Annotated in this window: 13 protein-coding genes; 9 read left to right on the top strand and 4 right to left on the bottom strand. The window is 72.3% G+C overall.

Annotated elements, in window-relative coordinates:
• Positions 1 to 229 precede the first annotated feature (229 nt).
• Positions 230 to 976, top strand: a complete 747-nt coding sequence (locus tag IE264_RS25240; RefSeq protein WP_032757833.1) for a ferritin-like fold-containing protein — start codon at positions 230 to 232, stop codon at positions 974 to 976.
• Positions 977 to 990: 14 nt separating this feature from the next.
• Here IE264_RS25240 and IE264_RS25235 read toward each other — a convergent pair whose 3' ends face one another.
• The 4 genes from IE264_RS25235 to IE264_RS25220 form a co-directional block, all read right to left on the bottom strand.
• Positions 991 to 1,263, bottom strand: a complete 273-nt coding sequence (locus IE264_RS25235; protein ID WP_032757834.1) for a hypothetical protein — start codon at positions 1,261 to 1,263, stop codon at positions 991 to 993.
• Positions 1,264 to 1,502: 239 nt separating this feature from the next.
• Positions 1,503 to 1,730 (bottom strand): DUF3107 domain-containing protein, encoded by a 228-nt coding sequence (locus tag IE264_RS25230; RefSeq protein WP_015611191.1) that lies wholly within the window; start codon positions 1,728 to 1,730, stop codon positions 1,503 to 1,505.
• Positions 1,731 to 1,870: 140 nt separating this feature from the next.
• A complete protein-coding gene (locus IE264_RS25225; RefSeq protein WP_015611192.1) occupies positions 1,871 to 2,512 on the bottom strand; it encodes a TetR/AcrR family transcriptional regulator in 642 nt (213 codons plus the stop codon).
• 167 nt (positions 2,513 to 2,679) lie between these two features.
• Positions 2,680 to 2,895: an Rv3202a family protein gene (locus IE264_RS25220; protein ID WP_032757836.1), complete on the bottom strand. Its 216-nt coding sequence runs from the start codon at positions 2,893 to 2,895 to the stop codon at positions 2,680 to 2,682.
• Positions 2,896 to 3,005: 110 nt separating this feature from the next.
• On the opposite strand from IE264_RS25220, the gene IE264_RS25215 reads away from it, so the two are divergent.
• The 8 genes from IE264_RS25215 to IE264_RS25185 all read left to right on the top strand — a co-directional run bounded on the left by IE264_RS25215 (position 3,006) and on the right by IE264_RS25185 (position 13,306).
• A complete protein-coding gene (locus IE264_RS25215) occupies positions 3,006 to 3,971 on the top strand; it encodes an alpha/beta fold hydrolase (protein WP_099130234.1) in 966 nt (321 codons plus the stop codon).
• 8 nt (positions 3,972 to 3,979) lie between these two features.
• The gene (locus IE264_RS25210; RefSeq protein WP_032757991.1) at positions 3,980 to 5,404 is read left to right on the top strand and encodes a DUF3152 domain-containing protein; all 1,425 of its coding nucleotides are present in this window, start codon (positions 3,980 to 3,982) and stop codon (positions 5,402 to 5,404) included.
• 78 nt (positions 5,405 to 5,482) lie between these two features.
• Positions 5,483 to 5,578 carry an Ms4533A family Cys-rich leader peptide gene (locus tag IE264_RS38735; RefSeq protein ID WP_309544399.1) on the top strand — a complete coding sequence of 32 codons (96 nt, stop codon included), beginning with the start codon at positions 5,483 to 5,485 and terminating at the stop codon, positions 5,576 to 5,578.
• A gap of 221 nt (positions 5,579 to 5,799) precedes the next feature.
• Positions 5,800 to 7,524 (top strand): ABC transporter substrate-binding protein, encoded by a 1,725-nt coding sequence (locus IE264_RS25205; RefSeq protein ID WP_032757837.1) that lies wholly within the window; start codon positions 5,800 to 5,802, stop codon positions 7,522 to 7,524.
• A 2-nt stretch (positions 7,525 to 7,526) separates the two neighbouring features.
• A complete protein-coding gene (locus IE264_RS25200; RefSeq protein WP_032757839.1) occupies positions 7,527 to 8,525 on the top strand; it encodes an ABC transporter permease in 999 nt (332 codons plus the stop codon).
• Positions 8,522 to 9,511 carry an ABC transporter permease gene (locus IE264_RS25195; RefSeq protein ID WP_015611198.1) on the top strand — a complete coding sequence of 330 codons (990 nt, stop codon included), beginning with the start codon at positions 8,522 to 8,524 and terminating at the stop codon, positions 9,509 to 9,511. Before IE264_RS25200 ends, IE264_RS25195 begins: the two co-directional genes overlap by 4 nt.
• A complete protein-coding gene (locus tag IE264_RS25190; RefSeq protein WP_051821858.1) occupies positions 9,508 to 11,175 on the top strand; it encodes a dipeptide ABC transporter ATP-binding protein in 1,668 nt (555 codons plus the stop codon). The genes IE264_RS25195 and IE264_RS25190 overlap by 4 nt, the downstream gene beginning before the upstream one ends.
• Positions 11,176 to 11,365: 190 nt before the next feature.
• Positions 11,366 to 13,306 carry a DUF3492 domain-containing protein gene (locus IE264_RS25185; RefSeq protein WP_032757842.1) on the top strand — a complete coding sequence of 647 codons (1,941 nt, stop codon included), beginning with the start codon at positions 11,366 to 11,368 and terminating at the stop codon, positions 13,304 to 13,306.
• The last annotated feature ends 239 nt before the right edge of the window (positions 13,307 to 13,545 follow it).

The following is a 13,545-nucleotide window of genomic DNA, read 5'->3' as shown; positions in this document are numbered from 1 at the left end:
ACGTGTCGTACGCACCGCGTGGAGGGCTGTCGGGTCGGAGCCGATCGGGCCACCGACCGGGCATCCTCATTCAAAGGACGCGCCCCTGGCACAGGAAAATGCTCAGTAAGCGCAATACCACTGTACCCCGGATTCGCGCATGTGTGTTGGACGAATTCATCGGAACGGTGTGATGTCCGCTCCTCACCGGGCCCTTCCGCCCCTCGTCGGGCGGGCTATTGTGCGGTTCATGGAGACGCCTGACAACGCCACTGAACACCCCGAAGAAGCGCCCGCAGCGACCGGAATCGCCGCCCAGAGCTGGACCACCGCCTCCGCCGAGCCGCAGTACCGGGCCGCGGTCGTGGACCTGCTGGGCGCCCTCGCCTACGGCGAGCTGGCCGCCTTCGAGCGCCTCGCCGAGGACGCGAAACTCGCGCCGACCCTCGGGGACAAGGCGGAGCTGGCGAAGATGGCCTCCGCCGAGTTCCACCACTTCGAGCAGCTGTCCGACCGGCTCGCGGCCGTCGACGAGGACCCGACCGCCGCGATGGAGCCCTTCGCCAAGGCGCTCGACGACTTCCACCGCCAGACGGCTCCGTCGGACTGGCTGGAAGGCCTGGTCAAGGCGTACGTGGGTGACTCGATCGCCAGCGATTTCTACCGGGAGGTCGCGGCCCGGCTCGACACCGACACCCGCTCCCTGGTCCTCGCCGTGCTCGACGACACGGGCCACGGGAACTTCGCCGTGGAGAAGGTGCGCGCCGCGATCGAGGCCGACCCCCGGCTCGGCGGGCGGCTCGCGCTCTGGGCCCGCCGGCTGATGGGCGAGGCGCTGTCGCAGGCCCAGCGGGTGGTCGCCGACCGCGACGCGCTCTCGACGATGCTGGTGGGCGGCGTCGCGGACGGCTTCGACCTGGCGGAGGTGGGCCGGATGTTCTCCCGGATCACCGAGGCCCACACCAAGCGCATGGCCGCGCTCGGGCTGGCCGCGTAACACCTGACCTCGGGTTACTGGGCCGCCGCCGACCTCGTGAGGCGGCGGCCGCGTGGACGGATCAGCAGCGACAGCGTCACCGCCCCGACGGAGACGGCGCCGATCAGGGTCGCCACGCCGTGGCCGGGGCCCAGCGCCGAATGTGTGAGGAACGCTCCGAACAGTGCCCCCAAAGCGCCGGTGAGATAAACAGCACGGGCGGAGGGGAGCCGGTCGGCCAGTGAGCGGACGGCCGCCCAGGACAGGGCGAGTCCGAGCGCGGCGGCGCCGAAGGATTCCCAGATCACTAAGGATCACCTCGCGGGGGTGTGCGGGGCGGGCAAATCGGTCGTAGGCGGTACTACCCCCGGCCCATGCCGTACAACCCTTCCCCGAGCCGGGGAACCCGTACGGGTACGGCACGCGCGCCCACGTCGTAACGGGAGCGGCCCGGCAGGCCACACAGGAGCAGGAGCACAGAAGCAACACAGGAGCGGCCCGGCGGGAATCCCGCCGGGCCGCTCCTGTGAGCTGTCGCGTCCGTGGACTACAGCGCGCCGAACCCCACACGCCGGGTGCTGGGCTCGCCGATCTCCACGTAGGCGATCCGGTCGGCCGGCACCAGGACCCTGCGGCCCTTGTCGTCCGTGAGGCTCAGCAGCTCCGCCTTGCCGCCCAGTGCAGCGGCGACCGCGCTCTCGACGTCCTCGGCGGAAAGCCCGCTCTCCAGAACGATCTCGCGGGGCGTGTGCTGCACCCCGATCTTGACCTCCACGGCTATGTCCCTCCGACGGTCAGTCCCTGCGCGGCGAACCGCGCCGTACGCAGCCACATTAGCCCGGTGGGAGCACGCCTCACGGCCCGACCGGCAACGCCCGCAGCGAACACGGTGCGCCGCGCCGCCCGGCCGGGGCGTCAGTTCTGCTCGGCGCCGTGCAGCGGGAAGCCCGCGATGCCCCGCCACGCCAGCGAGGTGAGCAGCTGCACAGCCGTGTCGCGCGGGATGCTGGAGCCGCTGGAGAGCCAGTAGCGCGCCACCACCTGCGACACGCCGCCCAGCCCCACAGCCAGGAGCATGGACTCGTCCTTCGACAGGCCCGTGTCCCCGGCGATCACGTCGGAGATCGCCTCGGCGCACTGGAGGGAGACCCGGTCGACCCGCTCGCGCACGGCGGGCTCGTTGGTCAGGTCGGACTCGAAGACCAGCCGGAAGGCGCCGCCCTCGTCCTCCACGTACGCGAAGTAGGCGTCCATCGTCGCCTCGACGCGCAGCTTGTTGTCCGTCGTCGACGCCAGCGCCGTGACCACGGCCTGGAGCAGCGACTCGCAGTGCTGGTCGAGAAGGGCCAGGTAGAGCTCCAGCTTCCCGGGGAAGTGCTGATAGAGCACCGGCTTGCTCACGCCGGCCCGCTCGGCGATGTCGTCCATCGCGGCGGAGTGGTAGCCCTGTGCGACAAAGACCTCCTGCGCGGCGCCCAGCAGCTGATTGCGTCGGGCGCGGCGGGGAAGGCGCGTGCCCCGCGGGCGCGCTGCCTCTGTCTGCTCGATGGCGCTCACGCCGCCTCCCAAATGTGTGTTCCAGCACAGCCGATCCGTACACGCTGCGCCGTACAGCCATCGTACTTTTGGGTAACCCCGGTGCGCGCGGCGCGGACGCAGAATTTCACGGACCGGACGGCTTCGGAAGCCACAGTTCTCCCAGGTCGGGAGCAAAGCGGGGCGTTCTATCGGTAATCGTCCTCATCCAGGGGGATCACCCTGCGCTGTTCCGCCGCATCGGCCTCGTTCGCGGTGGCCGGGTCGACGTTCTCCACCGGTTCGTCCTCCTCCGGCCGGATGTCCGTGCGCTGCTCGGCGGCGTCCGCCTCCGGCGCCTCCGGACCCGGCTCGTCCGGGTCGGCGTGGTCGAAGGTGTCCGGGTCGCTCGGGTCGACCGTCATGGTGGCTCCCTTCCTTCCCTTGAAGCGTAGGAGCAACACTCCTACCCCGCGATGCGGCCTGTGACCGCGAACACATGAACTGGTGCGTGATCGTCTCGTAACATTGCCGCATGTCTTCGACCGAGCTGCCGGGTACTCAGGCCATCGCCGCCGCGATGGCCCCCACGGTCAGCGCCGTCCGGGTCGCCGAGGGGGAGCGGCTGCGCTCCGTGGCGCTCCCCGGGCTCACGCTGACCGTCCGTTCCCGGCCCGCCGACCGGACGGGGCTGCCCCCGGCGCTCTTCGTGCACGGGCTCGGCGGGTCCTCGCAGAACTGGTCGGCGCTGATGCCGCTGCTGGCGGACGTGGTCGACAGCGACGCCGTCGACCTGCCCGGATTCGGTGATTCGCCGCCGCCGGACGACGGCAACTTCTCGATCACCGGGCACGCCCGTGCGGTGATCCGGCTGCTGGACGCGGGTGAACGTGGCCCCGTTCATCTGTTCGGCAATTCACTGGGCGGCGCGGTCGCCACCCGGGTCGCCGCCGTCCGCCCCGACCTCGTGCGCACCCTCACCCTGATCTCGCCCGCGCTGCCCGAGTGGCGGGTGCAGCGGCCCGCCGTACCGACCGGGCTGCTGGCGGTGCCGGGGGTCGCTCCACTGTTCGCCCGGCTCACGAAGGGCTGGACGGCGGAGCAGCGGACGCGCGGAGTCATGGCACTCTGTTACGGCGATCCGGCACGGATCTCCGACGAGGCCTTCCGCCATGCGGTGGCCGAGATGGAGCGCCGGCTGGAGCTGCCGTACTTCTGGGACGCGATGACGCGTTCGGCCCGGGGCATCGTCGATGCGTACACCCTGGGCGGCCAGCACGGACTGTGGCGCCAGGCCGAGCGGGTGCTCGCACCGACCCAGCTCGTGTACGGCGGACGGGACCAGCTCGTCTCGTACCGGATGGCACGCAGGGCGTCCGCGGCCTTCCGCGACGCCCGGCTGCTGACCCTGCCCGACGCGGGGCACGTGGCGATGATGGAGTACCCGGAGGCGGTCGCCCAGGCGTTCCGGGAACTGCTGGACGATTGCGGCGGGAGCTGATCCGGGGCGTGGGACGACACAGCCGAAAGGGCACCGGGGCCACCCGCCCGGACGCCGCAGCGGCGGATCCGGGCGGCCCGCGTGCCGTACCCCGGCCCGCCTCCGGCGGCGGCCGGCGCAGGCGCCAGGCGCCCGTGCCCCCCGCCGACGGGCACACCCCCTTCCAGGACGCCCCCCATGTCCGGGGCGGCCACCCCGAGCAGCACGAGCCGGGCGGCGGTTGGGGCACCGGACCGCAGCCCCGGTACGACGCTCCGGGCGGGCCCGCAGGACAGTCGCGTTACGGGGCTGCCGCCGGGCAGTCGTCGCCGTACGGCGACGACGCACCGGGCCGTCCGGACCAGGACGCCGCCCGCGAGCAGGCCGTGGCGCGCCAGGTGTCCGCCCAGCGGGCCGCGCAGCGTGCGGCCGACGGGCGGACGGTGCGTCAGCCGGCCGCCGGCCCCGGGGCGATGCCGGGCCCGCGCCGGGAGTTCGTCGACGCGTTCGACGCCGATGCTTCCGCCCCGGCGGGTACACCCGACGCCCGCCCGGGCGCCGGGGCCGCCGGACCCCCGGTGGAGCCGGACGAGGCCCTGGGCGGGGAGTCCTCTGAGCGCCGCGATGCCAAGGGCGGCAAGGGGCGGACCTTCACCGGGATCGCCGCGGCCGCGGTGACGACCGTGCTCGCGGTCGTGGTGGCCGGACAGGTCGCCGACGACTCCGCCGGCCGGGAAGCCGCGGCGGCACGGGCGGCGGGCGTCGACCGGGACGGGGGCGAGGGCGCCTCGCGCTCCGACGCCCGGCCGACCCCCGAGCAGCCCGCGTCGAAGCCCCCCGAGGTCAAGCCCCTCTCGTACGCCGAGCGGATGGCGCAGCCCGTCCCGCTCGCCGCGGACCTGAAGGCGACCGGGAAATTCGAGGCTGTTCCCGGGCTGGCGAAGGCACCCGGCAAGGGGCAGAAGCACCGCTATCGGATCGATGTCGAGAAGGGCCTCTCCCTCGACGCCGGTCTTTTCGCCGAAGCCGTCCAGAAGACGCTGAACGACGACCGGAGTTGGGCGCACAACGGTGCGATGACCTTCGAGCGGATCTCGTCCGGCAAACCGGATTTCGTGATCACGCTCGCCAGCCCCGGGACGACCGGTGACTGGTGTGCCAAATCCGGTCTGGACACGACGATCGACAATGTCTCGTGCGATTCCGCCTCGACCGACCGCGTGATGATCAATGCCTATCGCTGGGCGCAGGGTTCCGCCACATTCGGCCCGGAGAAGCTGCTCGCCTACCGCCAGATGCTCATCAACCACGAGGTCGGCCACCGGCTCGGGTACAACCATGTGAGCTGCCGCACGCCCGGCGCCCTGGCCCCGGTGATGCAGCAGCAGACCAAATCCCTGGACATCGAGGGCATCAAGTGCAAACCCAACCCTTGGGTGCACCCCGGTAGTTGACGAAGAGTGTCCGCATACCGAGACGGCCGTCTTGTTCCGCTTTGACAGCGGTCAAGGCGGTCGTTCATATTTCTCGGCATGTCACGCAGCCCCGCACCTTCCGAGATCGCCGCCCTTGAGCTGGCGCTTCTCGGCGTGACCGGGCACTGCGTAGCCGACATTCTCTGTCGCTGACGCCTGTCCGAGCGCGCGTCGGCCCCTTTTCCCTTCCGTGAGCCCCTGACCGGCTCCGGTGGCCCCTCGACTGCTGCGCCCGGACGTACTCCGTCCGCAGGCGCGGCATTTTCCTTATTCGGCCTGATTCCTTTGAACCAGGGCCCTCTCCCGCTGTCGCCTGCGCGGATTTCCCCCTTTCCCGCTTCATGCACAGCAGCATTCCGAGAGGTCATTTTCCGATGCGTCAACCGTCCGTCATATCGCGCCGCGTGGCAGCGGCCACCGTCACCCTCGTCCTGGCCGCGGGTGCCGCGGCCTGCGGTCCCGAGGACAGCAAGGGCGGCGACAGCGGCTCCGGGGCCGAGGGCAAGCCGCAGAAGGGCGGCACCCTCACCGTCCTGAACTCCAACACCCAGCAGGACTTCGACCCCGCCCGGCTCTACACCTCCGGCGGCGGCAACATCCCCTCCCTCGTCTTCCGCACCCTCACCACCCGCAACCGTGAGGACGGCGCCGAGGGCGCGCAGGTCGTCCCCGACCTCGCCACCGACCTGGGCAAGCCCAACGCGGACGCCACGGTCTGGACGTACACCCTCAAGGAGGGCCTCAAGTACGAGGACGGCACCGCGATCACCTCGGCCGACATCAAGTACGGCATCGAGCGCTCCTTCGCCCCCGAACTCTCCGGCGGCGCCCCCTACCTGCGGGACTGGCTGATCGGCGGGGCCGACTACCAGGGCCCGTACAAGGACAAGAAGGGCCTCGACTCCATCGAGGTGCCCGACGACAGGACCATCGTGTTCCGCCTGAACAAGCCCGAGGGCGAGTTCCCCTACCTGGCGACGCAGACCCAGACCACCCCGGTGCCCAAGGCCAAGGACACCGGCACCAAGTACGAGGAGCACCCCGTCTCCTCGGGCCCGTACAAGGTCGTCACCAACGAGAACGACGGCGAGCGCCTCGTCCTGGAGCGCAACCCGCACTGGTCGGCCACGACCGACGAGGAGCGCAAGGCCTACCCCGACCGGATCGACGTCCGCTCCGGCCTCGACTCCGCCGTCATCAACCAGCGGCTCTCCGCCTCCCAGGGGCCCGACGCCGCCGCCGTCACCACCGACACCAACCTCGGCCCGGCCGAACTCGCCAAGGTCAGCAGCGACAAGAAGCTCGCCGCCCGGGTCGGCACCGGCCACTTCGGCTACACCAACTACATCGCCTTCAACCCGAAGGTGAAGCCCTTCGACGACCCGAAGGTGCGCCAGGCCGTCTCGTACGCCATCGACCGCTCCTCCGTCGTCAACGCGGCGGGCGGCTCCTCGCTCGCCGAGCCCGCCACCACCTTCCTCCCCGAGCGGGACTCCTTCGGCCACACGCCCTACGACCACTTCCCGGCCGGGAAGACCGGTGACGCGGTGAAGGCGAAGGAGCTGCTGAAGGAGGCCGGGTACGACAAGGGCCTGACCGTCACCCTCACCCACTCCAACGACAAGGACTTCGAGACCAGCCCGGAGATCGCCACCGCGATCCAGGCCGCGCTCAAGAAGGCCGGCATCACCGTCAAGCTCCAGGGCCTGGAGAGCAACGACTACTCCGACACCATCCACGACGCCAAGAAGGAGCCCGGCTTCTTCCTCGCCCACTGGGGCGCCGACTGGCCCTCCGGCGGTCCCTTCCTCGCCCCGATCTTCGACGGCCGGCAGATCGTCGAGGGCGGCGCCAACTTCAACACCGGTTTCCTGAACGACCCCGAGGTCAACAAGGAGATCGACGAGATCAACAAGCTGACCGACCTGAAGGCCGCCGCCACCCGCTGGGGCGCGCTCGACAAGAAGATCGGTGAGAAGGCGCTGACCGTGCCGCTGTTCCACCCCGTCTACAAGCGGCTGTACGGCCAGGACGTCAAGAACATCGTCATCAGCGACTGGACCGGCGTCCTCGACGTCTCCCAGGTCGCGGTCAAGTAGCCATGTCGGAAGCCCTGCTGGTCAAGGAGGCGGGAGCGGCGCCGGTCGTCGCCCCCGCCTCCGGGGCCCGGCTGTTCTGGCGGAGGCTGCGCGCCCAGCGCGCGGCCTCCGCCGCGGCCCTCGTCGTCCTCCTGCTCGTCCTGGTCGCGCTCGCCGCGCCGCTGCTCACCGCGCTGGCGGGCCAGGACCCGAACGCCTACCACCCCGACCTCGTCGACTCGGCGGCCGGCGGCGTCCCCATCGGCCCCTTCGGCGGCATCAGCGCCGACCACTGGCTCGGTGTCGAACCGCAGACCGGCCGCGACCTGTTCGCCCGGATCGTGTACGGCGCCCGGGTCTCCCTCGGCGTCGCCCTCGTCGCCACCGTCCTGCAGATCACCCTCGGCCTGATCATCGGCCTGGCCGCCGCCCTCGGCAGCCGCTGGGTCGACCAGCTCCTCAGCCGGATCACCGACATCAACGTCGCCCTGCCGATCATGGTCATCGCGCTGGCGCTCCTGGCGATCGTCCCCGAGACCTTCCCCCGGCCCGTCCTGATCGCCCTGGTCATCGGGGGCATCAACTGGGCCGGTACGTCGAAGATCGTGCGGGCCCAGGCGCTCACCCTGAAGTCCCTCGACTTCGTCTCGGCGGCCCGGCTCAGCGGACGCGGAAAGTGGTCCATCGCCCGCCGCGAGCTGCTTCCCTCGCTCGCCGCCCCCGTGATCACGTACGCCGCCCTGGCCTTCCCCTCCAACATCATCGTGGAGGCGGCCCTCTCCTTCCTCGGCGTCGGCATCAAACCGCCCACCCCGTCCTGGGGCCAGATGCTCACCGAGGCCGACACCTGGTACCAGGCGGCCCCCACGTATCTGCTGCTCCCCGCCGGGCTGCTGTTCGTCACCGTCCTCGCGCTCACCGTCCTCGGCGAGGGCGTCCGCACCGCACTCGACCCGCGCGCCGCCTCCCGGCTGCGCGTGGGCACGAAGAGCGCCAAGCACACCGAGGGAGGCGCGGCGTGACCGGCTTCCTCGTCCGGCGGCTGGGCGGGGCCGTTCTCGTCCTGTTCGCCCTGACCGCCATCCTGTACGGGATCTTCTACGTCGCCCCCGGCGATGTCGCCCAGATCGCCTGCGGCCCGCGCTGCTCACCCGCCCAGGTCGCCCAGGTCACCGAGCAGCTGCGGCTGAACGACCCGCTGTACGTGCAGTACGGGCACTTCCTCCAGGGCATCGTCGCCGGGCGCGACTTCTCCACCGGCACCGGTGTGGAGCACTGCTCCGCGCCCTGCCTCGGCGTCTCCTACCAGTCCGACCAGCAGGTCACCCAGCTCATCCTGGCCAAGCTCCCGGTCACCGGCTCCCTGGTCATCGGTGCCTTCGCCGGCTGGCTGCTGCTCGGTGTGGGCACCGGCGTGCTCTCCGCCTGGCGCCGCGGCCGCCTCACCGAACGCGTACTGACCTGGCTGACCCTGGCGGGCGCGGCCACGCCCGTCTTCGTCATCGGGCTGCTGCTCATCATCGTGTTCTGCTCCACCCTCCAGTGGCTCCCCGCCCCCAGTTACGTCCCCTTCGCCGAGGACCCCGAACAGTGGGCCTGGGGACTGCTGCTGCCCTGGGTGTCGCTGGCGCTGATCGAGTCCGCCAAGTACGCGCGGCTCACCCGCAGCGCCATGCTGGAGACGCTCGCCGAGGACCATGTGCGCACCTTCCGGGCGTACGGGGTCGGGGAGCGGGCCATCATCGGCCGGCACGCGCTCCGGGGCGCGGTGGCGCCCGTCATCGCGCTCAGCGCCCTGGACTTCGGCACGATGTTCGGCGGCGCGGTGCTCACCGAATCCCTCTTCGGCATCCCGGGCATCGGCCGCGAGCTGGTCCACGCGGTCAAGGTCGTCGACCTGCCCGTCGTGGTCGGCATGGTGCTGGTGACCGGCTTCTTCGTCGTCCTCGCCAATGCCCTCGCGGACGTGCTGTACGCGCTGGCCGACCGACGGGTGGTCCTTTCATGACAACGCACGACCTACTGAAGACAACGCGTGAACCCTTGGTGCGCGTCGCCGGTCTCACCGTCGACTTCGGTTCCGTACGGGCCGTCGACGGGCTCTCCTTCACCCTGGAGGCGGGCGGCGCGCTCGCCGTGGTGGGGGAGTCCGGCTCCGGCAAGAGCGCCTCCGCCTACGCCCTGCTCGGCCTGCACCGCGGGACGGGCGCCCGGGTGGGCGGCACGGTCGAGGTCGCCGGTACGGACGTGAACGCGGCCGACGACGCCGGACTGCGGGCGCTGCGGGGCGCGAAGGCCGCCATGGTCTTCCAGGACCCGCTCTCCTCGCTCGACCCGTACTACCCGGTGGGCGACCAGATCGCCGAGGTCCACCGGGTCCACCACCGCGTCTCCCGCAAGGCGGCCCGCGCCCGGGCCGTCGAGGTGCTGGACCGGGTCGGCATCCCGGACGCGGCCCGCCGCTCCCGGCTGCGGCCGCACGAGTTCTCCGGCGGGATGCGGCAGCGCGCGCTCATCGCGATGGCGCTGGCCTGTGAGCCGCAGCTGATCGTGGCGGACGAGCCGACGACCGCGCTCGACGTGACCGTGCAGGCCCAGATCCTGGACCTGTTGCACACCCTGCGCCAGGAGACCGGCATGGGGCTGCTGCTGGTCACCCATGACGTGGGCGTGGCCGCCGAGAGCGTGGACGACGTGCTCGTCATGCGCGACGGCCGCGAGGTGGAGCGCGGGCCGGTGGCCCGGGTCCTCGGATCTCCGCGCGAGGCGTACACGAAGGAGCTGCTGGCGGCGGTGCCCAGGGTGGAGACCCGGCGGGTGGTGCCGGTGCCCTCGCCGCGCGCCGAGGAAGCCTCCGTACCCCTGCTCGAAGCCGTCGGCCTGCGGCGCGAGTTCGGCCGGGGGAACGGGAAGGTGGCCGCCGTGGGCGGGGTCTCGCTCACCGTGCACGCCGGGCGCACGCTCGGCATCGTCGGGGAGAGCGGCAGCGGCAAGACCACGCTCGGCCGGATGCTGGTGCGCCTGCTGGACCCGACGGCGGGCCGGCTCCGTTACGGGGGTACGGAGATCGGCTCGCTGTCGGAGAAGGAGCTGCGGCCCTTCCGGCGCGAGCTCCAGATGGTGTTCCAGGACCCCGTCGCCTCGCTGAACCCGCGCCGCTCGGTCGGTGAGTCCGTGGCCGACCCGCTGCGGGCCGCGGGGGAGGGCGACGAGGGGCGCATCCGGGACCGGGTGGGCGCACTCCTGGAGCGCGTCGGGCTCGACCCGGCGCACTTCGAGCGCTACCCGCACGAGTTCAGCGGCGGACAGCGCCAGCGCATCGGGATCGCCCGCGCCCTGGCCGCCGAGCCGAAGGTCATCGTCTGCGACGAACCGGTCTCCGCGCTCGACGTCACCACCCAGGCCCAGGTGGTCGCGCTCCTCGCCGAACTCCAGCGCGAGCTGGGTATCGGCCTGGTCTTCATCGCCCACGACCTCGCCGTGGTCCGGCAGGTCAGCGACCGGGTCGCGGTGATGCGCGGCGGCCTCATCGTCGAACAGGGCAGCGCCGACGAGGTGTACGGAGACCCCCGCGACCCGTACACGAAGCAGCTGCTGGCGGCCGTTCCGGCGCTCGACCCCGGGCTCGCCGCGGCCCGCCGGGCGGCCCGCAAGGAGCTGGCCGCAGCCTGACCCTCCGTAACAACCGACCGCCTTATCGCGACGGAACGCGACCCGGCCGGGAAAGTTACGACGGTTCACCCCTTTCGGTGGTGCGACGGACAACCGTCCGTCGCGCCACCGGCGTATCCGCTTACGGTCGTCCCGCTGCGAGTCGCCGTTCCAACGGCGGCCGCCCACAAGGGAGATCGGGGGTGTACTCGTGCGGATCGGACTGCTCACCGACGGTGGTTATCCGTATGCGACCGGTGAGTCCAGACTCTGGTGCGACCGACTGGTGCGCGGCCTGCCGCAGCACGAGTTCGACCTCTTCGCGCTGAGCCGCTCCGCCCATCAGGAGGACCAGGGCTGGGTCAGACTGCCGCACCACGTCAGCCGGGTGCGCACCGCGCCGCTCTGGACCCCCGAGGACGGCACCCTGCGCGGCAGCGGTGAACGCGGCCTGCTGGCCCGGCTGGTGACCGGTGGCGGCGTCTCCTTCGGGCGGCGCGACCGCAGGCGCTTCGCCCACCACCTCACCGCCCTGGCCACCGCGATCTGCGCCACCGAGGACGCGGGCCCGGACCCGGCCACCGGCGAGGGGCCCGGCGCGGAGCTGTTCACCGAGGGGCTCTACGGCCTGGCCGAGCTGGCCCGGGAGCGCGGCGGCCTCCACCTCGCCCTGCGCTCCGAGACCACCGTCCGGATCCTGGAGGCCGCCTCCCGCGCCCGCGGCACCGGCCGGACCGTGCAGAGCGCCACCGTCGTGGACCACCTCGCCTTCGCCGCCGAGCTGGAGCGCGTCCTGCGCCCCCTCTCCCTCGACTGGTACGACCAGGAGAGCCTCGGCGCGGTCGACCTCTGCCACGCAGCCTCCGGCGGGGCGGCCGCACTCCCGGGACTGCTGGCCAAACGCTTCTTCGGGGTGCCGCTCCTGGTCACCGAGCACGGCGTGCAGCTCCGTACGCACTACCTCTCCGCGCCCGACGCGCCCTTCGGCGCCCCCGTGCGCGCCCTCCTCGCCAACTTCCACGCCCAACTGGCAGCCGAGGTCTACCGGCAGGCCGCGATCGTCACCGCCGGCAACACCCACGTCCGCCGCTGGCAGCAGCGGTGCGGCGCCGACCCGGCCGAGCAGCGGACGGTCTACCCGGGCATGGCCGCCGAACGCTTCTCCCCGGTCGGCGAGGACGACGACGCGGGCGGCCCGGACACCCTGGTCTGGGTCGGCCGGATCGAGCCCGCCAAGGACCTGATCGCCCTGCTGCACGCCTTCGCCGAGGTCCGCCGCGCCGAGCCTGACGCCCGGCTGCGGATCTTCGGCGCCCCGGCCGAGAGCGACGAGGCCACCACGTACCTCGCGCACTGCCGGGCGCTGGCCGCCCAGCTCTTCCCCGACGAGGCCACCGGCGCCCATGCCGAGGGCGTCAGCCCGGTCAGCTTCGAGGAGATCGGCGGCCCCGAGGTCCCCGACCTCGCCGAGGCGTACGCGGCGGGCGGTGTGATCGTGCTCTCCAGCGTGGTCGAAGGCTTCCCGATCAGCCTCGTCGAGTCGATGTTCTGCGGCCGGGCCACCGTCTCCACGGACGTCGGAGCCGTTGTCGAAGTCATCGGCGGCACCGGCCTGGTGGTGCCCCCGCGCAACCCCCGGGCGCTCGCGGACGCCTGTATCGCGCTGCTGCGCGACCCCGAACGCCGGGCGCGGCTGGGAGCGGCGGCGCGGGCCCGCGCGCTCGAACTCTTCACCGTCGAACAGAACCTCGCGGCATTTCGCGGCATTTACCTGGAGCTGATCTCGCACGCCCCGGTGCGCCGGGAGGCCGACGCCGTGGACGCCGACGGCGAGCCCCTGCTCTTCGCCACCCCTGCGGAGGCCCGGCTGCTGGGCCACTGGACCCAGCCGCAGCCTCCGGCCACCGGGGCCCGGTCGCCGAGCTGGGCCGCCGGGGCGGAGCCGGAGGAGGAGGGGGCGGAGTGCGCCGGGGAGCTGGAGCAGGTGGCCGCCGGGCAGCCGGGCCGATCCCCGCAGCGCGAGCCTGCCTCGGGGCCCGGCCCCGGCCCGGCCCTGAGTCCGGCCCCGGCCCCGGAGCCTGTTGCCGCCCGCCGGTCCGGGCCGGTCCGGGAGCCCGCGTGCGTCTGCGGACCGGGGGACGGCGATGCGTGACCACCCGATCCGCCCCGACCACGGAGAAGACCACCCGATGCCCCGTCCGGAAGACACCACAGCGCCTGCCGCTCCGGCCTCCGCCGCACCCTCGGGGGACCTCGTGGCGGGGGACGCACCTCTTGTGGGGGTCGCGGGCGCTGGGACCGGGGGGTCTGGCGGGGCCGCCGGGGCCATCGCGTCCGCCGGGGTTGCCGGTTCCGTCGCGTCCGCCGGGTCCGCCGGGGTTGCCGGTTCCG

The sequence above is a fragment of the Streptomyces microflavus genome (genome assembly GCF_014650075.1).
GTDB classification, from domain to species: domain Bacteria; phylum Actinomycetota; class Actinomycetes; order Streptomycetales; family Streptomycetaceae; genus Streptomyces; species Streptomyces microflavus.
This window is presented reverse-complemented; position numbering and strand designations above follow the sequence as displayed.

Bases quoted from the DNA above. Each gene is read 5' to 3' on its own strand.
- IE264_RS25240 (WP_032757833.1), top strand. From the start codon at position 230: ATGGAGACGCCTGACAACGCCACTGAACACCCCGAAGAAGCGCCCGCA.
- IE264_RS25190 (WP_051821858.1), top strand. From the start codon at position 9,508: ATGACAACGCACGACCTACTGAAGACAACGCGTGAACCCTTGGTGCGC.
- IE264_RS25200 (WP_032757839.1), top strand. From the start codon at position 7,527: ATGTCGGAAGCCCTGCTGGTCAAGGAGGCGGGAGCGGCGCCGGTCGTC.
- IE264_RS25220 (WP_032757836.1), bottom strand. From the start codon at position 2,895: ATGACGGTCGACCCGAGCGACCCGGACACCTTCGACCACGCCGACCCG.
- IE264_RS25215 (WP_099130234.1), top strand. From the start codon at position 3,006: ATGTCTTCGACCGAGCTGCCGGGTACTCAGGCCATCGCCGCCGCGATG.
- IE264_RS38735 (WP_309544399.1), top strand. From the start codon at position 5,483: ATGTCACGCAGCCCCGCACCTTCCGAGATCGCCGCCCTTGAGCTGGCG.
- IE264_RS25205 (WP_032757837.1), top strand. From the start codon at position 5,800: ATGCGTCAACCGTCCGTCATATCGCGCCGCGTGGCAGCGGCCACCGTC.